At 56.1% G+C, this 18,909-nt stretch carries 24 protein-coding genes and 2 pseudogenes; 15 read left to right on the top strand and 11 right to left on the bottom strand.

What is annotated here, in order from left to right:
• Positions 1-268 (top strand): transposase (locus tag IL252_RS15860; protein ID WP_208628807.1); only part of this gene is annotated, 268 nt, incomplete at its 5' end.
• A gap of 40 nt (positions 269-308) precedes the next feature.
• Here IL252_RS15860 and IL252_RS15855 read toward each other — a convergent pair.
• The 3 genes from IL252_RS15855 to IL252_RS15845 are packed head-to-tail and all read right to left on the bottom strand — an operon-like array spanning position 309 to position 2,264.
• Complete coding sequence (locus IL252_RS15855; RefSeq protein WP_208628806.1) at positions 309-782, bottom strand: HEAT repeat domain-containing protein; 474 nt, start codon at positions 780-782, stop codon at positions 309-311.
• 29 nt (positions 783-811) lie between these two features.
• On the bottom strand, positions 812-2,071 hold the full coding sequence (locus tag IL252_RS15850) for a hypothetical protein (protein WP_208628805.1): 1,260 nt from the start codon (positions 2,069-2,071) through the stop codon (positions 812-814).
• Complete coding sequence (locus IL252_RS15845) at positions 2,058-2,264, bottom strand: hypothetical protein (RefSeq protein WP_244257276.1); 207 nt, start codon at positions 2,262-2,264, stop codon at positions 2,058-2,060. The genes IL252_RS15850 and IL252_RS15845 overlap by 14 nt, the downstream gene beginning before the upstream one ends.
• Before the next feature lie 150 nt (positions 2,265-2,414).
• On the opposite strand from IL252_RS15845, the gene IL252_RS15840 reads away from it, so the two are divergent.
• Positions 2,415-3,125, top strand: coding sequence for a hypothetical protein (locus IL252_RS15840; protein ID WP_208628804.1), 711 nt, complete (start codon positions 2,415-2,417; stop codon positions 3,123-3,125).
• Positions 3,126-3,232: 107 nt separating this feature from the next.
• On the opposite strand, the gene IL252_RS17655 is transcribed toward IL252_RS15840, so the two are convergent.
• The 4 genes from IL252_RS17655 to IL252_RS15820 form a co-directional block, all read right to left on the bottom strand.
• On the bottom strand, positions 3,233-3,451 hold the full coding sequence (locus IL252_RS17655; RefSeq protein WP_244257274.1) for a hypothetical protein: 219 nt from the start codon (positions 3,449-3,451) through the stop codon (positions 3,233-3,235).
• A gap of 624 nt (positions 3,452-4,075) precedes the next feature.
• Positions 4,076-5,248, bottom strand: coding sequence for a site-specific integrase (locus tag IL252_RS15830; RefSeq protein WP_208628803.1), 1,173 nt, complete (start codon positions 5,246-5,248; stop codon positions 4,076-4,078).
• A 109-nt stretch (positions 5,249-5,357) separates the two neighbouring features.
• The gene (locus tag IL252_RS15825) at positions 5,358-5,570 is read right to left on the bottom strand and encodes a hypothetical protein (RefSeq protein ID WP_208628802.1); all 213 of its coding nucleotides are present in this window, start codon (positions 5,568-5,570) and stop codon (positions 5,358-5,360) included.
• A complete protein-coding gene (locus IL252_RS15820; protein ID WP_170093763.1) occupies positions 5,570-5,824 on the bottom strand; it encodes a hypothetical protein in 255 nt (84 codons plus the stop codon). Before IL252_RS15820 ends, IL252_RS15825 begins: the two co-directional genes overlap by 1 nt.
• Positions 5,825-6,251: 427 nt before the next feature.
• Here IL252_RS15820 and IL252_RS17845 point away from each other — a divergent pair, with 427 nt between their 5' ends.
• From IL252_RS17845 to IL252_RS15795, 5 genes are all read left to right on the top strand, one after another.
• Complete coding sequence (locus IL252_RS17845; protein WP_208628801.1) at positions 6,252-6,515, top strand: winged helix-turn-helix domain-containing protein; 264 nt, start codon at positions 6,252-6,254, stop codon at positions 6,513-6,515.
• Between the two features lie 135 nt (positions 6,516-6,650).
• A complete protein-coding gene (locus IL252_RS15810; protein ID WP_208628800.1) occupies positions 6,651-6,896 on the top strand; it encodes a hypothetical protein in 246 nt (81 codons plus the stop codon).
• 9 nt (positions 6,897-6,905) lie between these two features.
• A complete protein-coding gene (locus IL252_RS15805; RefSeq protein ID WP_208628799.1) occupies positions 6,906-7,841 on the top strand; it encodes a hypothetical protein in 936 nt (311 codons plus the stop codon).
• 1 nt (position 7,842) lies between these two features.
• A complete protein-coding gene (locus IL252_RS15800; protein WP_208628798.1) occupies positions 7,843-8,292 on the top strand; it encodes a hypothetical protein in 450 nt (149 codons plus the stop codon).
• A 249-nt stretch (positions 8,293-8,541) separates the two neighbouring features.
• The gene (locus IL252_RS15795) at positions 8,542-8,835 is read left to right on the top strand and encodes a hypothetical protein (RefSeq protein ID WP_208628797.1); all 294 of its coding nucleotides are present in this window, start codon (positions 8,542-8,544) and stop codon (positions 8,833-8,835) included.
• Between the two features lies 1 nt (position 8,836).
• Here the strand turns inward: IL252_RS15795 and IL252_RS15790 are convergent, their stop codons facing one another.
• A complete protein-coding gene (locus IL252_RS15790) occupies positions 8,837-9,100 on the bottom strand; it encodes a hypothetical protein (protein ID WP_208628796.1) in 264 nt (87 codons plus the stop codon).
• Between the two features lie 154 nt (positions 9,101-9,254).
• Between IL252_RS15790 and IL252_RS15785 the strand changes: the two genes are divergently transcribed.
• From IL252_RS15785 to IL252_RS15755, 7 genes and pseudogenes are all read left to right on the top strand, one after another.
• Positions 9,255-9,686, top strand: coding sequence for a hypothetical protein (locus tag IL252_RS15785; RefSeq protein ID WP_208628795.1), 432 nt, complete (start codon positions 9,255-9,257; stop codon positions 9,684-9,686).
• On the top strand, positions 9,683-9,943 hold the full coding sequence (locus IL252_RS15780; RefSeq protein WP_208628794.1) for a hypothetical protein: 261 nt from the start codon (positions 9,683-9,685) through the stop codon (positions 9,941-9,943). Before IL252_RS15785 ends, IL252_RS15780 begins: the two co-directional genes overlap by 4 nt.
• Positions 9,940-11,766 (top strand): hypothetical protein, encoded by a 1,827-nt coding sequence (locus IL252_RS17650; protein ID WP_244257269.1) that lies wholly within the window; start codon positions 9,940-9,942, stop codon positions 11,764-11,766. Before IL252_RS15780 ends, IL252_RS17650 begins: the two co-directional genes overlap by 4 nt.
• Before the next feature lie 9 nt (positions 11,767-11,775).
• Complete coding sequence (locus tag IL252_RS15770; protein ID WP_208628793.1) at positions 11,776-12,348, top strand: hypothetical protein; 573 nt, start codon at positions 11,776-11,778, stop codon at positions 12,346-12,348.
• Positions 12,348-13,136, top strand: coding sequence for a hypothetical protein (locus tag IL252_RS15765; RefSeq protein WP_208628792.1), 789 nt, complete (start codon positions 12,348-12,350; stop codon positions 13,134-13,136). Before IL252_RS15770 ends, IL252_RS15765 begins: the two co-directional genes overlap by 1 nt.
• Positions 13,129-14,301, top strand: a pseudogene (locus IL252_RS15760) (hypothetical protein). Before IL252_RS15765 ends, IL252_RS15760 begins: the two are co-directional and overlap by 8 nt.
• A 163-nt stretch (positions 14,302-14,464) precedes the next feature.
• Positions 14,465-14,848, top strand: coding sequence for a hypothetical protein (locus IL252_RS15755; protein ID WP_208628791.1), 384 nt, complete (start codon positions 14,465-14,467; stop codon positions 14,846-14,848).
• A 50-nt stretch (positions 14,849-14,898) separates the two neighbouring features.
• Here the strand turns inward: IL252_RS15755 and IL252_RS15750 are convergent, their stop codons facing one another.
• The 3 genes from IL252_RS15750 to IL252_RS15740 form a co-directional block, all read right to left on the bottom strand.
• Positions 14,899-15,516, bottom strand: a complete 618-nt coding sequence (locus IL252_RS15750; RefSeq protein WP_208628790.1) for a hypothetical protein — start codon at positions 15,514-15,516, stop codon at positions 14,899-14,901.
• Positions 15,517-15,620: 104 nt separating this feature from the next.
• A complete protein-coding gene (locus IL252_RS15745) occupies positions 15,621-16,184 on the bottom strand; it encodes a hypothetical protein (RefSeq protein ID WP_208628789.1) in 564 nt (187 codons plus the stop codon).
• Positions 16,181-16,858 carry a hypothetical protein gene (locus IL252_RS15740; protein ID WP_208628788.1) on the bottom strand — a complete coding sequence of 226 codons (678 nt, stop codon included), beginning with the start codon at positions 16,856-16,858 and terminating at the stop codon, positions 16,181-16,183. The genes IL252_RS15745 and IL252_RS15740 overlap by 4 nt, the downstream gene beginning before the upstream one ends.
• 53 nt (positions 16,859-16,911) lie before the next feature.
• Between IL252_RS15740 and IL252_RS15735 the strand changes: the two are divergent.
• Positions 16,912-18,248 (top strand): annotated as a pseudogene (locus tag IL252_RS15735) (ISH6 family transposase).
• Positions 18,249-18,909: the final 661 nt, after the last annotated feature.

The raw sequence follows: 18,909 nt of genomic DNA, 5'->3' as shown, positions 1-18,909 counted from the left end.
CTATGACAAGCAGTCGCTCCGCGAAGCACTGCGTGAGATCGACATCAGACCGCTCATCAAGCATCGCATCTTCGCCCCGTACGACCACGCGCACAACGCCAGAATCGACAAACAGCGCTACAATCAGCGCTCTATGACCGAGACAGTGAACTCGGCTGTCAAGCGCTCGCTCGGCTTCGCCGTGCGAGCGCGTTCCTGGTTCCGTGAGTTCCGAGAAATCGCCCTGATGTGTGTCGTCTACAACATCAAGCGAGCCGTCACACAGTGAATTCCACTGCCTTATGGCGATTCAACACAGCCATTAATAACTACTCTTCGACCATCCCAAGTATTTCCCGGGCGGCAGTCTGAACCGTCTCGGCACTATCATTTGCTACAGTCTCTTCGAGGGCTGCAACCACGTCATCACCTGAATAGTGTTGTAATTGAACCACGGCGGCTTCACGGATCTCAGGGTAGTTCGAGAAGTCCAATGTCTCAATGAGAGCGTCTCGAACGGTCTCACCGTCGCACTCGACTGCTGCCTCGAACACTACCGGCATCAGGTCGGGTTCGTCTTTCCATCGCTGCGTGAGTAGCGCCTCAACTGCCCGGACGTCCGGCATTTCCATCAGTGCTTCCGCCGTTGCCTGCCGGATCAGATCCGAGTCATGTGAGAGCAGTGTTTCGTATTTCTCTTCGACTGCGTTCTCTTGCTGTATCCTATCAATTTCGTCATAAATAATATTGGTCGAAACTAAGAATTGGGAAAAAGACTTTTGATCGTACGCCTCTTCGTACAAATACTCCCTCACTTTGTCACTTGTAGGGTCTATTTCGTAGCTTTCGACACTTCTGTTTTTGTATGCTCATAGATTTGTTCTGCTGTTTCAAATAAGTCTAAAATTCTCTTTTTTGAGATCCCGTCTGGCTTTTTGGGTTCTATTTTTTCAATATAATCTGTAGATTCGTCTATAACCTCCTGCATAAATGAGAGAAGATCTACCTCTGTCGTTGCCTCCAATTCTTTCTCATCCCATTCAATCTTGATATCACTAGAGTCTAACATTCCATCAAAGACTCCAACCTCAAGGTTGTCACCACGTCTTCTGACGATAATTGAAAGATGGCTGTATTCTTTTGAGCACCCATCATGTTTGACTGTGATTCTCTTCGGATTGGATAGTTCGGAAGGATAATTGCCAGCGATCGAGTAAAAGACAGACAAGAACTGGCGGAAAAATTGATACGCTGTGGTTTCATCACTTGCTTCAATTTCGACCCCATCATCTCGAGAAACATCAACAAACTCATAGCTAGGGTAGCAGAAGGCCATCTCTTCACCATCTATCTGCCTGTCTATATTCTCTTTTCCCTCAATATGAATCTCGAAAGTCATGCTGCTACTCTCCGTGATTTTCCACTCTACCCAGCCATTTTTGGTCCATTTTTCCCATTCGTTTCCGTTCCAACGCCTTACAGATGGATCTTCCGTCGGGAATACTGTTTTGACATTTTCACCACTGGTTCCAACTTGGACCGTCTTTATTCCTTGCTGTGTGGTTTCTTTATAAGTGATTTTACTTCCACTGTCGCTACCCTTGCGTATTGTTCTATACGACAGGTCTTTCATAGTATTCCTTATCTGCTTGTTCGAGGTGGTCATTCTGGCTGGTAGTTGTGCATCCGGGATACCCTCCTTACTAATCCGGTTCCCTGTGGGGTAGAATGTAGTCCGATCCGCTGCGCTGATATCTTCGCCGAGAACGTGTCTTTCAACCGCATGATCGATCCGTTGTTTCGTGACGAAGACCGTCCGTTGATCGTTCGTCTCAGCAATCACGCGGATATCATTCATGCTGGGATTGTAGCTGTTGTCGTACTCACCGGCTTCCATCTTTTTAGCTATATTGACGACATTATCACCATCTAATCCATCTTCCACGAATCTTGACTTTCCATTTATTTCACCATCGATAACGATATCTCGAACTATCCGCTGGTTCGCATCTGACAGTTCTAATATCGTACTATAGGTACCTCTGGACAGCCGTTTTGAGACGAGATTACCAGCATCATCACCACCGACCAAACTCTAGACCGCTTTGCGACACGACCAAATCCTCGACGTCGTCGGCGCAGTCTTCGACGGCTTCGAGATCCTGGTGACCGTCGTCCAGCTCGTCGCTGGGGAGGTCCCAGTACGCATATGCACCGATGTAGTCGACGACACAGCGGAATGTGGCCTCCTCGGGCAGCGTTGAACGCACCTGCGTCTGTTCCACGTCCGAAATCACCCGCTCTACGGCGGCGTCGAGATTGTGGGTCCATTGAATGCACCCCGGTTGACTGCCGTAGCCTTCTATGTGCGGACACTGATAACCGACATTATCAAAACGACTTTGACTTCACTGTGCGGATACCTCTCACACACTATGGGTGTCGATGTCTTTCTGATCGGGATGATGCTTAGAGATTCTTGGGACGATACGACGGTAGCTGCCGCTCACGAGGCTCTGACCTCGGTCGGCCTCAAATCCACTTCGGACCGGGAAGGCATGATAACCTACGAGATTACAGCCAACGAGGATGGGTACTCATCGAGCGGGCGCAACCAGGACACTGTTTCCGAATTTACCCAGCGGCTCTACGAAGCGAAATCCGGGGATATTCACTACGAGTTCGATTCGGGCAGGCTCAGAGTCACGCACCGGTCTAGTGCCGAGTTCGGTGATTGCTCTATGCCCGTCGGTCTAGGCGGACTGAGCGCACACCTCTTCGATCCCGAAACCAGTGGCGACGATGTCGTCGCCAGACGAACGGAGAAACTATACGATGCATTTGTTGGCCTCTCGGAAGCAATCGACCCCGATGTCGCGTCGCTCGTGCTGTGGAATGACCACGGCAGGACTGACATGATACCGGAGGCGACCACCCCGTCAGAACACGACATGAACGCACTGCCGTGGCTGCTTCTACTGAGCGAGCCCTGGATCGACTACTGTGGCGGACGAGAACACGTGCTTCAAGCGCCTGTTTACGACATTAATGTGCTGGACACAGGTAGCATCCTCCTGCGGGTCCAAGAACGGCCCTCGGTCAACGGGTGTAGGTACGAGAGCGGATTTGAACACCTATTCGATTAGTGACTCAATGCTAATCTCAACGACCTAGTCACACTCCTTCTCCTCAGGCAAAAGTGATTCAATTGGAATCTGGGATCGATAGGGCCACCTGGAGAAATATAGCCAGGCTACGACCACACGTCGACAACCGGCGGGTCTTTCTCTCGATCTATGACCGGCACGTCGTCACCATCGTCGGCGCAGTCCTCCACGGCTTCGAGGTCCTGCTGACCGTCACCCAGCTCGTTGCTGGGGAGATCCCAGTAGGCGTACGCACCGATGTAGTCCACTACACACCGAACCGTGGCTTCCTCGGGCAGCGTTGAACGCACCTGCAGCTGTTCCACATCCGAGATTGCCCGCTCGACGGCGGCGTCGAGATCGTCGAGGTCGTCCCACTGCCGACGCGCGAGGTCGTCGCGTATCTCGCTCTCGCTCGCGGCCTGTACTGAGTCGATCGAGCACCAGCGGACGGTCTCCCGTACGCCGGGGTCCTGCGTGTGGTCGTTCGGATCGATCCCGTCCGTGATCGACTCATACGGATTATCGTAGATCTTTACCGGATTGACCGCACACCGTGGTGCGGTCGACCGGGAAAACGGCTACAATAATTCGTATCAGAGCAGGACCAGAAGCGCCGGTTCGTCGCCCAGTACAGCGCGAGCTTCCACGTCGCCCAGTCGGCGGACGACTCTCTGTCGTCGTCGCCCGCCTCGAAGGACTCCGTGGCGTCGAGCATCCGCCGAGCGAAGCGAGGCGGTTCACTGCTGGCGAGCACCGCGAGCCAGCAGCTTTTTCGCCCACGTTTTTCAAGGAGCCCTCACCGCAGCGAGCCGGAGGCTCGCGAGGAAGGGCGACGCGTAAAAAGGTGGTGTATGGGACCGCCGAGGTGGATGGCCGGATAAATGATACTACTCGTCCGAGAGTCGTCTGCTGGTTTCGGGGACTGATTGAAATCATGTTGATGTGTCTCACTCGTCAGTATCGTCGAGCTTGTCGAGGTGATGCCGTCGCGCTGCGCCGCGAACGAGGGCCTCGGGCTGGTCGTAGACGCCCTTGATGAGATCCTCGCCAGTGTCGGCCTTGTCTGCCAGATCCGCGACCGGCCAGCCGTTGTCACGGTGCCAGGTAATCGATCCCGTGCGGATCTTGTGCGGGCTCCGCGAACTGGGACACTTCGACCCTTTGCCGTGTTCGCGGGCCTCACAGGTCTCGGGATCACGGTCGTGGGGACACTCGCCGCCGAACTCACAGGGCTGGGTCAGGATGTAGATCCAGTTCCGCATCGTCGAGCGAGCCAACCGTCCCGAACCCTTCCGCGTCGTGAACAGCGGGTGACGGCCCTCGTCGTCGGTCACCTCGTAGCGGTTCACCTCGATGTAGTCCTGAACGATCTCCGCCACGTGGTCCGCGATGTTGATGACCCGTTCCCCATCGTCGCGGTTCTTGAGATTCGTTCCCTGATCCGCTCGATTCCGCGGGAAGATGAACGGCAGCTCGGCTTCCTCTAAGATCTGCTCGACAGCATCGGGCGAGTGGCCGCCTTCGGCGAGTTCGACCCGTAGCCGCTCGCGGTCTTCCTCGTCGACGTAGACGTCCTTCAGGTCCAGGGAGTGTAGCGTCCCGATTCGGGCGGTGGTCCGCCACAGCAGCAGGAACAGGACGTGATCGCGGGACGCGTAGCGGTACTTCTCCAGATTTTCGAGGGTCGGTTTCGCTCGCTCCGCGATGAGCTTCTCCGTGTTCACCCGATCTTCCTTCGTCAACTCGGGTACGTTGATCGCCCGCACTACGTCTTCGGTGACCGCCTCCAGGTCGTGGCAGTACTCCAGGAACTGCCGAATCGTCCCGAACTGGTTGTTGAGTGTCTGCTTCTGGAGATCGCCACGACGCTCGGCCTCGAACTCTTTGACCGTTCGCGTGGTCAACTGATCGAGCGTTTCGATGCCGTTCGCGTCGCAGAACTCCAGAAACGGGCGTACTCGATACTGGTAGGATTCGATCGTCGACTCGGCGCGGTCGAGTTGCTGGAGCCAGAGATCGAACGCTTCGCGGGGCGGTGTCGGTTCCAGGTCGGCGTCGTCGTCGACAGCCTCGCGGATCTCTTCGAGCATGTCGCGAACGTCGTCGCCGTCGTCGCTCATGACGCGGCCCTCCGGTGCTTCCGCCCACAGCCCACGCAGCGGGACCAGCCGGGATACACATCTCGCTCACAGTCGTCTTCCCGGCAAGTCTCGACTTCGGCGACACGGGTCATCGAACGACCCCCCAGAGGGATCGGATTTTCCCGCGTAGCTGGTCCTGTCGGTCCACTCTCCAAGCGTCGTCGTACTCCACGTCGACGTACCGAAGTGGCAGGCGCGGGCGGTCGTGCCCCTCGCTACAGGTGTCGAGCTTCCAGCCCACCCAGATCACGCACTCGGGGCAGTACCAGGGCGACTCGTCGCGCTCGATCTCGCGCGCCATCACTCGGTCCTCCCGTCGAGATCGCGGTCGTAGGGCCCGGTGGGCGTCACCAGCCGGACGTGTTCGCGCTCGCGTAGCTCGCCGGTCTTCCGGTCACGCAGCTCGTGAAACGACCCGTCGACGCCGTCAGTCCGCGCGCAGGTCGCACACCAGAAGTGGTGATTCGTCGGCTCCCAGGACCGGTGGCCGCGGGGACACACGAATCGCCATCGGTCGCTGCGACTCTCTATCCGGACGGTCTTCTTCTCCAACATACCCACTCGGAACCGACAAAGGGGATGGTAAAAGGAGCGAGTCTTATCCGCACGGTGAAAGTGAAAGTGGTCAGTTCGACGACCCGTCCCTGAGAAATCGGCGAATCGACGGGTGAAAGTAAAACTGTCTCTCGATCGGTGCGACAATCGCCGGACGGGGTTTTGAAGTACCCCGAACGAATCTGCTATCATGGCTTTCGTGCTTACTCACGGAAGCCCACGCGGACCCGTGGCCCTAACACGGGGTCCGCTGTTCTCGAACAGGACCCGACGACGACCGACGGGTCCGCGGCGTGCTTCCGCTACATCATCAGTCAGTTTCCGGGTACTTAGAACTACCCACTGTTCCGTGTACTATCGAACACGAAACAGAGGTCGGGAAGTAGACTTTCGACATTTGTTATACGATAAGCGCCAAGACAGAGATATGCGCCCGCGGGTAGACTGGATGAATCAGACAGACGATCGAATCCTCGAACTTCTGGAGGAATCAGATCTCATTTTGACACCAGCTGTTCTTGCGAAGAATCTGGACTACACTAGGAATTGGGTATCTCGACGGATCAACAAACTTCTGGAAGCAGGTCTAGTGGAACAAATTGATGCGAGTTATTATCGGATATCAGACTGTGGACAGGCTTACCTATCGGGTGAGCTTGGAGCAGATGAGTTGAATAGGAAAGAATGTTGAGTGAAAGACTAGGATACCCACCATTGTGTTTTTTAGCCATGTACATCAGATGGAATTGCACGCAACCAAATCAGATTATATCACCGGTACACTTTTGAGCGTGGCTTTCTCCCTAGAAAATACGCATCCAAAGTCATGTCAACAGAGCTTGCAATATCCCGTGAAAAATTAGAGTCCTTCCTTCCAGTACTGGGAGCGGAGGTCACCGAGGATGAGAAGCTGCAAGATGCTGATTCTGGGGAGATTCTCACTAACGATGAGGGAAATGTTTTAACTGTTGATGAAATTGGCTACCTTGGTCATGGTTCTGTTGAACCAGTAGAAGACGACTTCTCTGCTATCGTATCTCATCTGAGCGATCGCGATATCCGCGAAGACTAACTCTGTATAATGGACGATGTCCGAGATGCATTGTATGCACTTGCTGTAGGTACCTTAGACTATATAAACGAATCCGATGATACGAAATACGGACCAATTGCTCGCGAAGAGAAAGAATTCATAGATCTTGTAAAAAACGGCAATTATGACGATGTCCTTGATGCGGATCTACAAGAGGAAAAATATGCAGAAATTAAAAAACAGGGGGATAAGCGCATATTAATATTTGACACAGACAATATCCCAGAGGTAGTACTGCAGAATCATTCAGAGACTTTCCAAGCCCTCCACAAGCGCTGTAACGGGTTCGCAATAGAGCATCGTCGTGGGATCGCGAGGGTAATGAATGAAGACAAGGGACTGGTAGATGAAGTGTTCAGGCTGTGGGAAGATCGGATTCCATCACATTATCTCCCGGTATTGGAAGAAGCCTTAATACTTAGAGCACTCGAGTTAGAAGAGAACCTTCATCAACAAACAGTTTATCAGTGGCGTCGAGAAATCTCTGACAATTATGCAAATAATGGACGGGATCCAAATGAAGCCCAGAACCTTATTTCTCTCTGTTCAACCGGATATTTGGATGAGGGGAATGTCTTTGACAATATGTACACAGATATGGTTGAAAATGGGACAAGGTCTAAGGACGAATTCAAAGACGTATTTTCTAAATATGTGGACCAGAACCCGTTTGCTGTGTTTGTTAGATCTCGTGGACGGTCAACTGACAAGATTTGTGGAGATTTGAGGGACAAATTAGATGTTATTCATGAGTGGGAGGAGTCGCCCGGATTCGTTGAACTTTGTGGGAAGGGAGAAAACACACATAATACCATCATAGAAGTCCGAAATGAGATCGAATCTGATTTTGATGGGAAAATGCGCACGAGACGAAACCCAGGTATTGATCAAATTATTGTTATGTTTGAGCCATTCGTGACCTGATATGTCTATAGTTGCAGATTCAATTCAGCTTCTCGATGAGGAAGTAGCAGCTTTTGCCTTCTTGCCCTCTATTAATTATTTTTTCGTGTATTGGCAAACTAAGACCCCAGGTATTCTGCTCATATCTCTCAGCCTTTTTGCCCTACTGTTTAGTGCGATAGGGTACAATATTTTGTCAAGTGTTAATTTCACATCCTTCAATAAGAGTCTAGATAATAATTCTGAAGATTCAAACACGTTAGATGGTGTCGGTCTTGTGATCTCATTAGTAGTTCTGATTGGGTGGGTAGGTCTATTTGTCAATAGCATTCTTGAATTATTATACTTTCTCGACAGCTCGTCAATCTGGCCCCCTTTGTTAATTGCTACATCAACGATATTCATATTCTTGTCACTTTCAGATATAGTTCTTGATCAGGTATTCGGCGAGCACTATGATGAAGAATCCTGAGACACGCTCAAGCTATATGGAGAGTTCAACCACCAACCCCCAGGGGTCGCACGTCGAGAAAAGACGATTCCGGCCAGTGGCCACGAACCGGTATCGAGCCGTGGCCACTGTGCTGGATGACGACCCACCGAGCCGCCCCGATCACGTCCAGTTCACCAGCCAAACCTCCTCTATTCCGTCGCTCTTTATATACCACTCTGCTTTGAGTGGGCCGACAAAACTAGGATTCTGGGGGTCGTGGCCACGAGTATGGGAGACCAGATCCCCAGTCAGGTCCGAATCCGAACCGATCCAGACGACAATTACGGCCACCGGTACGAGGCGATCCAGCGCGCGAAGGATGTCTTCGACGTGGGCAACAACACCGGAGCGGTCATCGCCGCGTGCGAACACGCCCGTCGCGACAAGCAGGGCAAGCGCGAGGCGATGACCTACCTCGCCCGCCACGTCGGCGACGACGTTCTCGAAGAGGTGGCGGAACGACTATCCACGCGGTCGATGCCAGTAGAAACAGAGTCGACGGTTCGAGTCGGCGGAGAGTAGCTCAATCAGCTCGAACGCTACCGAGCGCATCCTGTTGTAACATCCTTTGCGCGGCAATCCGCTCGATAGCTTCGCACTCGGCCAGCTCGGGCACGTCGCCACTGTCGACGAACCGGACAGCGTAGCAGCCTTCGTCGAGGCGATCGACGACGACGTGCTGGTCGTCGGGAAGGTCACCGTCGTCGTCGACGAGCCCGTCGCGGTCGAGATCGTCCTTCGGAATCGTTACGCTGCCGGTACCGTCCATGTTCCGTAGTTTCTGCATCACTACCGGCTGGGTTTCGTCTACCCATCAAATAGGTTGGGGTCGTCCACTCCGCGTATATACGCCGTCGCCCCAGACCCCCCATTTCCCTGAGAACTATTGCGGTCAGACGAACGGGGTCGGGCATCGGTCGCAATCGCGGCCGAACTCGACTATGTACGGAAAGATCGACATCGAAGACGCGCTGTTCGGCACGGTATTCGCCGGGAGCGCGTTCGAGACGAACGGTATCGCGAATATTAGTATCCTCGGAAACGACCTGGGCGCGGCGGTGTGGACCGTCCAGGGGACGGACATCACCTTCGCGTTCCTGCTGACGCTCGTCGCCCTCGTCGGCGCGTACGCGACGAACCGCGTCAACGAGAGCAAGAGTACGTCCTACGAAGTGGACACTGACCTCGCGAACATCGTCCGCGGTGAAGCGCCGGTCGAGACGTACCTCGCGGTGGGCACGGCGATCCTCGTCCTGGTCACGGGGCTGAACATCCTCGGTGCCCAGGAAGTCATCGCCGGTACCGCTGCATTCGGGCTGGTCGTCGTCGCCGTCGAGGCGTCGGGCTACTACGTCATCAGCTACCTCGGGTGATCCTCGTGCAACTCGATACTCTCCTCGGCTACGGCCTGCTCGGCACCATCGGCGTGTCCGCCTCGACGATCGCTTCAGCTCTCGTCGGCCAGCCGTTCCCCGTCGTCGTTCCGACGATCTTCGCCGCCGCCGTCGTCGCCGCCCACCACGTCCGAACCAACGACTCCGACGACGACCAGCTCGAAGACGCGACCGACCAGGACGTGCGCGATGCCGTCGGCGAGACCGCTGTCGCCACCGACGGAGGCGAGCCATGAACCGCGGCGCGGTCCTCATCGCCGTCCTGCTCGTCTCCTCGGCGATCGCCCCCGCCGGGCTCGCGCTCGGTCAGACGGACAGCAACACGTTCACCAAGACGATCACCGGCCATCCAGATCGCGTCGTCGTCAATCAGGCCAACATCGACGGACAGTTCGAAGTCGAGATCTCCACGACCGACGGCCCCGACGGCAGTAACGTCACGCTGGTGCGCGAGCAAGTCGGCCCCGGCGCGGAGAAGTACATCCAGTTCAACAACCAGCGCGCCTATGAATCCGTGACGGCGACGGTCACGCTGGCCGACAGTGCCACCGGTGAGCCCACTTTCAGCGACGGATCTGACAAGGGGTTCGATATCAGCTACGTGATCGGCTCGACCGGCGGCGACCGCGACCTGACGTGTGGCACTGGCGAGCGGATCAACTCGCTGACTAACCCATACGTCGAGGTTGTTGACTGCCAGACGCTCCCCGGCAGCACGGAGGTGAACACGACGAACGCAGACGCTGAACAGGTCAAACTCGACATCTATCAGTCTGCTCAGAACGAAAAGGCGTCGAGCGAGATCTACCAGACGACGATAGACAACAAACTCGAAGGAACAAAGACGCAGGCCCGGATTATCGGTAAGAACGCCTACATCCGGGCCCTGAACAACGGCAGTAGCGAGGCCGCCGCGAAGACTGCCGCGAAAGACGCTGTGGCCAACTACTACGCAGTCATGCAGGCGAATCTCATCAAAAAATGGAATCAACAGGCTGCGAACGCCCAATATCTTAATGAGACTGCTGCAAGCGAGTCTGATGTTCCGGCCAATTACCCGATGAATCTGAACTACACTGACTGGACGAGCGACACTGCGTACAAACACGAGGTCATGGCCAGAAGTGTTGACCAGTCTACTGAGTCGGTCACGCTCGTCAACGGGACCAGCATGACCTCCAGTCAGTACATGCTCCAAATGCGGCTGTACAAGACCACATCTGACTACACGAACTACGGTAACAAGGAGTACGTTGGGGTCACTACTGGGATGGTCAACACGACTACCTACGAAGGTAGCGGCTACGTCAAGGCGTACGGGTTCGAGACGCCCGCTCCGAACTCGAACTACGAACCAACCGACACGGTTCGGTTCGAGCCGTTCGCTGAGAAGTGGTCGGAGATCCAGTCCCAGAACACGCAGGTCCAGAATGACATGGACACGCTCGCCACAAACACGTACGACGCCTACCAAGCCGGCGAGATCAACAACAGCGATCTCGTCGACCCCTACGTCTTCAGTCAGGAGTTCAGCCCCGGCGACGAATACCAGGGCTGGGCCGCCGCCCAGCTGACCATGCTCGGGACGAACTCGCCCGAGGCGATGGACTCGATTGGCCGATTCGACATCTCGACGGCTGGGGGGACCGATCACACCGGGGTGCTGATGTCCCAGACGAACCCCGCCAGCGGTCAGTTCGAGACGAACACGACCTATGATCCGTCAAAGATCGACGGCACCCAGTACGTCGTCACAGACTCCGAGATCCACGAGTTGACGACCAACTTCACGATCTCCTCGATCGAGACCACTGACGGGGAGCGTCGACAGAACGTCACCATCGAGAAAACGACCTACGAGACCGCCGACGTGAACACCACCCAGCTCACCAAACTGTACGAGAACCTGGCCTACGAGCGGGCACAGTGGGAAGCTCGCGAACAGGATCTCGGCGGCGGTGGCGGTGGTGGCTTCCTCGGCGGCGGCTCGATCGACCAGACCGTTGCACTGCTCGCACTGGCCGCGCTGGCCGGTGCCGCACTGCTGGGCAACTCCTAACTCACCACCATGCGCTTTCTGACACTCGTCATGCTGGCAGTCGTATCGCTCGCCGTCGTCGCTCCAGTCGGGGCAAGGCCGACGGCTGACAGCGTCGCCAACACGACCGATATTCCGAACTCCGAGCCCACCGCCCAGGGCTCGGACACCGACCCGACCGACACCACGCGGATCGACGAGAACACCGTGCTGGTCGACGCCGAATACCGGGCCAACGAGAGCGTCGCGCTGCTGACGATCCGCTCGAAGACAGTCCAGACGCTCACCTTCTCCGACGGTGGGCAGTTCCGCCAGGGCGGGAAGGTGCCGGTCACCGTCGAGCCGTTCCGCGCGGGTGAAACAGCGACGATCGAAGTGCCGGTCACCGAAGTCGACGGCTACGTCGGCGTCGCCATCTCCACCGAGAACACACGCCTCTACTCCGAGATCGTCAAGCAGCCCTCCGGCGGTGGGCTCGACATCCTCCGCGCACTGTCGTCGCTGCAAGCGTGGCTCGCTGGCGCGGCCATCGCGTTCGTCTGGATGGCGATCGCCGGCTACAACGTGATCCGTCGCGAGAACGGTCGTCCGGAGGTGGCCTGATGCCCACGCCGACGTTCCAGACGAACCGCGACCGGCTCACCTGGCTCCTCGGCGAGTACAAGCTACTGGTCTCGGGCATGATCCTCGGTGCGTTCGGACTGGTGATCTACTACCAGCCACAGCTCCCGACACCACCCGCCTGGATCGCTGGTGTCCTCGTCGGCTGGCTCTTGCTCGGTGTTCCCTGCTACCTCGTGGGCGCGAAGATCGCCCGCTGGCTTCGCAACCGCAACTGGATCGAGGTTCACCACGTCAACGCTGCTGAAGACACCGTCCAGAAGCACTACGTCCCGCCGGAACTCTGGCGCGAGAAGGAGATCGTCGGCCCCGATCCCTACCCGATCAACGGCGGCAGCGCGTGGGCCGTCCGCGAGTACGAGTACCTCGACGACATCGAGCAGGTGCGCGTTCGCGGTGTGTGGCTCGAAGGGTGTCAGGACACCCAGCTCATGACCTCCAAGAAGCAGATGGAAGACATCCACGGCTGGCTCATCGATCGCGCCGAAGAACTCGCTGCCATCCGCGGCCGGTGGTCGCGCGGGGCCGTGGAACTCCAGAAGAAGCTCGTCACCGCCGAGAGCGAAGCCAACGAACGCGGCCAGATGATCCAGAAGACCGCCGCCAAGGACACCTTCGGCAGCCTCGTCGAGGACGGCGAAGACTTCGACGACGCCCCCACCATCCACGAGATCGACGATCACGATCCCACTGCTGACGCCGCCGTGGGCGATGGGCCGACCGACGTATCGACTCCCGACCAACAGACCCCCCAGATGAACGATGACTGAGGACAACAGCGACCTCTACACCCCGGCACAGTTCCGCGAGTACCAGGACGGCTACGGCCAGCGCGATCCCGACGAAGCACACGCGCACGCCGGGATCGTCCGCGACGAAAAGCTGTCGCGGTACCTCGCGATCCTCGAAACGCACTACGACCCACAAAATGCCGACAACCCCGCGAAGATGCCCGGCCAGGCCAAGGACCTCTAGCACGTCCGCGACATCGTTCGGATCGAGGGCACCGAGACCGCTCGTCGTGCCCTTGAGAACGGCGACATGCAGTCGCTCAAGCACTTCACTGGCGACGCGGGCCAGCGGGCCGACATCTCCGGTATCAAAGCGATCGACCAGCTACGCGCTCAGATGACCGGTCCCGCACCGATGTTCTACGAGTGGGCCGAACCCGGTACGGGGAAGTCGAACTTCGCCTGTCTGCTCGGGCAACTCTGGAAGGAACAGCACCCGGATGGGCTGGTCGCTTCGAACATCCGCACCCTCGAAGAGACCGACACCTGGACCGGCGACGACGGCGACCGTCGTGACGGCTGGCTCGCCAACTACGGCGAACTGAACGAGTGGCTCAAGCAAGACGGCGATCCGATGCACAACGAACAGGCCCGGAAGCTGTTCATCTTCGACGAAGCCTCTTCGAACGCTGGCGGTGGTGGGAAAGACGGCTACGACACGAAGACGAAGCTGGGGCCGCTGACGTACAAGATTCGGAAGTACGGCGGGTCGTTGATCGTCATCGGCCACGACGGTCGGGACGTCCACCCGCTCGTTCGTGAGCTGGCGACCTGTGTCCACAAGGAGGGGCTGAAGGAAGCGACCTTCTACGAAGACGTGAAGGGGCGCTCCGGCGTGAATCCCATCCTCTCTGTCTCGGGGATCCCCGAGACGGACTGGCGCTACGACGACAAGGAACCGACGACGTGGTCCTGGTCCGGCGGCGAGGACGACGGCGACGAAGTCGATCCTGAAGCCCTCTCACGGAAGCTCGCAGTCTACACGGTCATCACCGCGAAGGAGGCGAACCCGGAGCAACCAAACCACGAAGTGGCCGATTTCGTGCCCTACAGCGCCGAATGGGTCCGACAACGCTGGAACGAATATCGACACGACGGCGAGTACCGAAACGTGGTTGGCGAAGTCGAAGGACTAACCGCATGATGGCGACGGGATTCGGGCAAACCAACAACAACCAACCCCCCGGCGTACCCCTACTGTTGGCCCATGGCGCGCTCGCTGCCTGCGAGCGCACGCGAGCCATGGGCAACGGCCGGCACCAACCCGGAGGAGTATCTATATATGACGCACGCGAGGCGCGATCGCGATGAGTCGATCCCACAGGGCGAATCACTACGGGACGCTCGTCGAGCGCCAGGCCGTCGAGCGGTACGGACTGGAACTCGATCGGTGTAGCTGGCACGACGCGAAGCGGCCGGACGGCACACCGGTCGAGATCAAGGCCGCGATGCACCGTCACGCCGACGGCCAGCCCGGCACGTTCAAACTCTACGATCAGTACCACGAGCAGCTCCGGGCCGCGAACGGCTGGTACGTCTTTGCTGTGTATCGGGTTCGTGGGCGCGGTGTAGAAGTCCTACAGTGGGAGATGCGGCACTCATCGCGGTTGCCGAAGCTGGACTGGCACGGTGGCGGCGATCACCGGGACGCACAGCAGGCCAAGATCGAGATCAGTATTCTCGGCCAATAGCAGAAACAGAAGGCCACTACGAGCAGATTGGACCGTGTCGCGGTTCCCGGTTACCGGACCAGTCCTGGATCTTGGCCCCAGAAATGAATGCCGATGTGATTTGCGATGTCTTCGATCGGATCGTCGGAAAACGGATGCTTCGAGACGACTAGGATGCTGCCGTCATCGAGTTCCTCAACTTCAGGTGCAGGCGTCGACAAGAGTGTTTGGCGTCCGATCCGTTCGACTTCTTCGGGTGGATACAGATCAAGCCAGTTGATGAACCGCCGTGGTGACGACGGGTAGTCGCCCTCCGGTAGCGGTACTGCAACTGGCTGACTTGGGGCGATACCAAAGCCCATGACTGGGGACCCATCGATAGCTGTGTATAGGTCGACAAAGGCATTGATCATCTCCCTGAGATTCGGAATATCCGTTAGATCTGTCTTTTCGTTAATTCGTCCTGCTTGCACGCGGAACCTCCCAGTGCTCTCTCCAGACCTTGGGGACCGGAATTCAATATTAAATCCATCACGGGAAAAGAGCAGTCTGGGAGTTCCAGTGATATCGTTTCTCCTTTTTTGGAGTTTATATTCTTCATTCTCCTGCACTATATTGGCCAGGCTCTCGATTAGTGACCCAGCATGAACCTCAAGACATAATATGTCGATTTTTATCGATTCCTTCATGGGTTAATTGTCTGTATAGAGGGTTCGAGGACACAAGAGATTATCGGCACTAACGGCTATAAACTCCAAGAACTCCTCAGTGAAGGCTTAGGTGGAGAACTGAATCACTGTGGGAATCCATCGTAATCCTCCTGTAATTTCTGCAACTCACTCACAATATCCGAGATGGCGGCGAGTGGTGGGTCTTCAACATTCAAATTAGCCTCCCTTGCAAACTTGAGAAGTTGTTCATCGCATGTGATCACCTGATCGCAGAGCTTATCAAGTTCAACAGAAGCACCCAAGGCTACCTCAGCAGGTGGTGCTGGATACTCAACCGATTTGGACTTCGTGGTTCGATCTTGATAACAGACCCGGACAGCGTGATCCGACAGTCGTTCGAATACCAAGTCGAATCGTTCCCCAGTAAATTCTGATCGGCATTGCTCGTAGAGACCGACATTACCGTGTTTCAGTGAACTTACTACCTTCGTTAGATTGAGCAAATCAAATAAAACACGTGTTCCGACGTAACCGTCTGGTACCGTGCTGTCGGTAACGGGTTCGCCCTGCTCGTCAATACGGCGAGTTAGGATCTGTTCGTCTGCGACTACTTGAATTCTCCCAGTGATCATCCCCTGACTGACTGGGTTCTCATCGAATTCTACAGATATCTCAACTGATTTCATACGAATGATTCTGGGAATGCCGTAATAATCACACCACTATCTGGATCTCGGATGAGCCTGACCCTGTCTATTCCATACTTTTCCAGCTCTTCACTCTCATAGATTATTTTATACGGATCCTCTTTCGGCTTTGGTACTGATCCTTTTTGTGCTGTTATTTTTATCACCTTTTTTATTTCTTCGGAATTCATATCTCGGAACTTAGTCCCTCCAGAAACTTCTCCAGGTGTTGTAGGTATCTCATCGAAACTTCCTGCTCCACTCTCGGCATGTTTAGCTACGATGTGTCGATATCCTGGTCCTGTCTCTAGATGTTTCGTAGTGTCTTTGAATTTGCCTGTATTGAGCAAGACTATTTGTGTTCCTTTTGTCCCAACATATGCTTCTTCAACATCAGATATTGTAAGTGGCTTTTTCAGCTTATCTTCATTTATCTTATTGATCTTTTTCAGATTACCACTGACTTTTTCATACGATGATCCACCGTCTGTGACAACTCGTTTGTAGTCGTCGCCCTTACCGAACGCTTTGTGGAACTCGTAGGCCTTGTTTTCGGGGAAGGCCTTGGAGAGCCCCGAAGAAATGAAGGCACGGTATGCATCGTCCGCCTTGTCCGGATTGTACTGTATCCATTTTTTGGTCGTGTCGCAAAGTCCTCTAGAGTTCAGTAGCAACTGGCTCCCGTGAGGAACGGGTCGCCTCTGGTGTCCAACCTGAGGGGTGACCCATGCACGCCACAATTGACGTGCGGTTGACCGTTACGACGACGACAAAACGATACCGCTGGCCCCGCTGGCTGAGTTCATCACTGACCAGAACGTCGAGTCAGTTCTTCTCGAAGGACTGGTCGAGAGCCTCGACGCGAGCCGCGTCGAGGCGCTCTGTGGCGAAAAACATGCCAACGGCAACGGTCAACAGCGATTCCAACGAGCTGGAACCGATACCCGCACAGCTGTCACAACCGCCGGTGAGCACGAGTTCTCTCTCCACTACGTCGAGGATACTGACGCTGACCACGACGAAACCAGCTACTTCCGGCCCGTCGAAGATGTTCTCAGCTTCGACGGGCAAAACCGCTACCAGCAGGACATAGCGGCCGAGAGTGTCGATCTCGCCACCTCGCTCAGCTATCGTGACGCTGCTGACCACGGCGACGGCATCCTCTCGGAGATGCCGTCGCCGACCACCATCAACCGCCGCGCCAGAGAATACGGCAGCAAGCTCAAGCAGTTCCTTCCAGACTGTGTCGCTGACACAGAGGCTGACGCTGTTATTCCTGACGGCACGAAGTGCCACAGCCAAGACGACGACCGCTCGTACCACTCCGTCCAGGCCACGCTCGGCGAAGATACTGCCGAGGAGTCACGCTCCCTGCTGGATCTCTCGGTGAACGCTGAGTGGGACGAGACAGCAGCCGACCTCAATGACATCGACGCAGTCACTGACGACGCGACGGTCGTCAGTGACGCTGATGACGGCATCGTCACGGCTTTTACCGACGAACACAGCGATCACCAACTCGATCTCGTCCACGTCGGCCGAACGCTCGACTACAACCTCTGGGACGACGGCGTGTTCTCCTTGGATCGGCGGAACGAGATCGTTTCGGAGGTGATCGACGAGGTGTTCCATCTGAAGAACTCGGTCGCCAAACACCGTCCAGACGAGGAGTTCGCGGCGATCCGCGAGCGGATCGCGCGAACGACTGAGCGTATCGAGAAGACAGCGTGGCAGTTGGATCAGTACGGATCAGAGAAGGCTGCGGGGTATCTTCGGCGGTGGCTGCCATCGATCGTGACGTTTGCCGAGCAGGCCGTCGAGGGGTTCGAGGTGCCGTGGACCTCGAACCCCGTCGAACGGTTGATGGGGGAGGTCAGCAAACGGTGCAAGAACCAGTGGATGTGCTGGACAACGGTGGGATTAGAGGCGATACTCCAGCTTCGGCTGGTGAAGTACGCTGATCCAGAGTACTACCAATCGTTCCTCGACGAACTGCTTCAGCGATCGACCAAAACAGCAATGAGCTGTGACCTCTCAGTTGAGAGCACCAGAGGCAAACTCTAGACCGCTTTGCGACGCGACCCACTACTTGCTGGCAATCCTGCCGCGACTGCTGGCGTGAACGTGGAGGTCACGAGAAGTACTGTCAAAAAGACAGAAATGACCTTCCGTCGCGTAGTCATCCGGTTTTATTATCGACTCCATATTTATTTGTTTCCATCTAAGCAAATTTAATATATTATAGTAATAATTGCTATATCTTCAGACAGGATCTGATCATACTCGAGAGCATCGGACATCGATCATCTCCACGAGTGCGACGCCAAGGCGATGCACAATGTTGCGTCGTATCCGGCACCGCTTCTGCACGGACTCTGCGTGCTGTCCAGTCCTGTTCGTCAGGCCTGGGGTCTATGTACGATGCCTTCGGTGGATCATCGGGATAGAGTGGTCTGAGATCAGTGGGTCCCTGAGGTAGCTGTGCGGTGTATTTTGGGACAGCGGCCTTAGCCACAGGTCATCTCACCCCCTCGTAGACGTTGCTGACAAGGTTGGTTGTCGGGGTCCCGTGGCAGCCTGCACCCGGTAAACAGCGCGTACACACCGGTCAGCCGGCTGCACGCCGTTCGCGGTGGCTGTGCGGGAAGGGGCGCGCGTTCTGCGCGCCCCGCACTTGGTGGCCCTGCCTACAGGCACCGTCGTAGGGGTGCCCGACAACCTGCGC

It is taken from the genome of Halomicrobium sp. IBSBa (assembly GCF_017612575.1).
Taxonomy (GTDB): Archaea; Halobacteriota; Halobacteria; order Halobacteriales; family Haloarculaceae; genus Halomicrobium.
Note: the sequence above shows the minus strand (reverse complement) of the source record. Positions and strands in the feature narration are given on the sequence as shown.

Excerpts from the sequence above, each read along its gene's own strand:
- IL252_RS15810 (WP_208628800.1), top strand. The coding sequence starts at position 6,651 with ATGTCAACAGAGCTTGCAATATCCCGTGAAAAATTAGAGTCCTTCCTT.
- IL252_RS15750 (WP_208628790.1), bottom strand. The coding sequence starts at position 15,516 with ATGAAGGAATCGATAAAAATCGACATATTATGTCTTGAGGTTCATGCT.
- IL252_RS15800 (WP_208628798.1), top strand. The coding sequence starts at position 7,843 with ATGTCTATAGTTGCAGATTCAATTCAGCTTCTCGATGAGGAAGTAGCA.
- IL252_RS15820 (WP_170093763.1), bottom strand. The coding sequence starts at position 5,824 with ATGTTGGAGAAGAAGACCGTCCGGATAGAGAGTCGCAGCGACCGATGG.
- IL252_RS15825 (WP_208628802.1), bottom strand. The coding sequence starts at position 5,570 with ATGGCGCGCGAGATCGAGCGCGACGAGTCGCCCTGGTACTGCCCCGAG.
- IL252_RS15805 (WP_208628799.1), top strand. The coding sequence starts at position 6,906 with ATGGACGATGTCCGAGATGCATTGTATGCACTTGCTGTAGGTACCTTA.
- IL252_RS15765 (WP_208628792.1), top strand. The coding sequence starts at position 12,348 with ATGCCCACGCCGACGTTCCAGACGAACCGCGACCGGCTCACCTGGCTC.
- IL252_RS15785 (WP_208628795.1), top strand. The coding sequence starts at position 9,255 with ATGTACGGAAAGATCGACATCGAAGACGCGCTGTTCGGCACGGTATTC.
- IL252_RS15755 (WP_208628791.1), top strand. The coding sequence starts at position 14,465 with ATGAGTCGATCCCACAGGGCGAATCACTACGGGACGCTCGTCGAGCGC.
- IL252_RS17845 (WP_208628801.1), top strand. The coding sequence starts at position 6,252 with ATGCGCCCGCGGGTAGACTGGATGAATCAGACAGACGATCGAATCCTC.
- IL252_RS15795 (WP_208628797.1), top strand. The coding sequence starts at position 8,542 with ATGGGAGACCAGATCCCCAGTCAGGTCCGAATCCGAACCGATCCAGAC.
- IL252_RS15745 (WP_208628789.1), bottom strand. The coding sequence starts at position 16,184 with ATGAAATCAGTTGAGATATCTGTAGAATTCGATGAGAACCCAGTCAGT.
- IL252_RS17650 (WP_244257269.1), top strand. The coding sequence starts at position 9,940 with ATGAACCGCGGCGCGGTCCTCATCGCCGTCCTGCTCGTCTCCTCGGCG.
- IL252_RS15790 (WP_208628796.1), bottom strand. The coding sequence starts at position 9,100 with ATGCAGAAACTACGGAACATGGACGGTACCGGCAGCGTAACGATTCCG.
- IL252_RS15840 (WP_208628804.1), top strand. The coding sequence starts at position 2,415 with ATGGGTGTCGATGTCTTTCTGATCGGGATGATGCTTAGAGATTCTTGG.
- IL252_RS15830 (WP_208628803.1), bottom strand. The coding sequence starts at position 5,248 with ATGAGCGACGACGGCGACGACGTTCGCGACATGCTCGAAGAGATCCGC.
- IL252_RS15770 (WP_208628793.1), top strand. The coding sequence starts at position 11,776 with ATGCGCTTTCTGACACTCGTCATGCTGGCAGTCGTATCGCTCGCCGTC.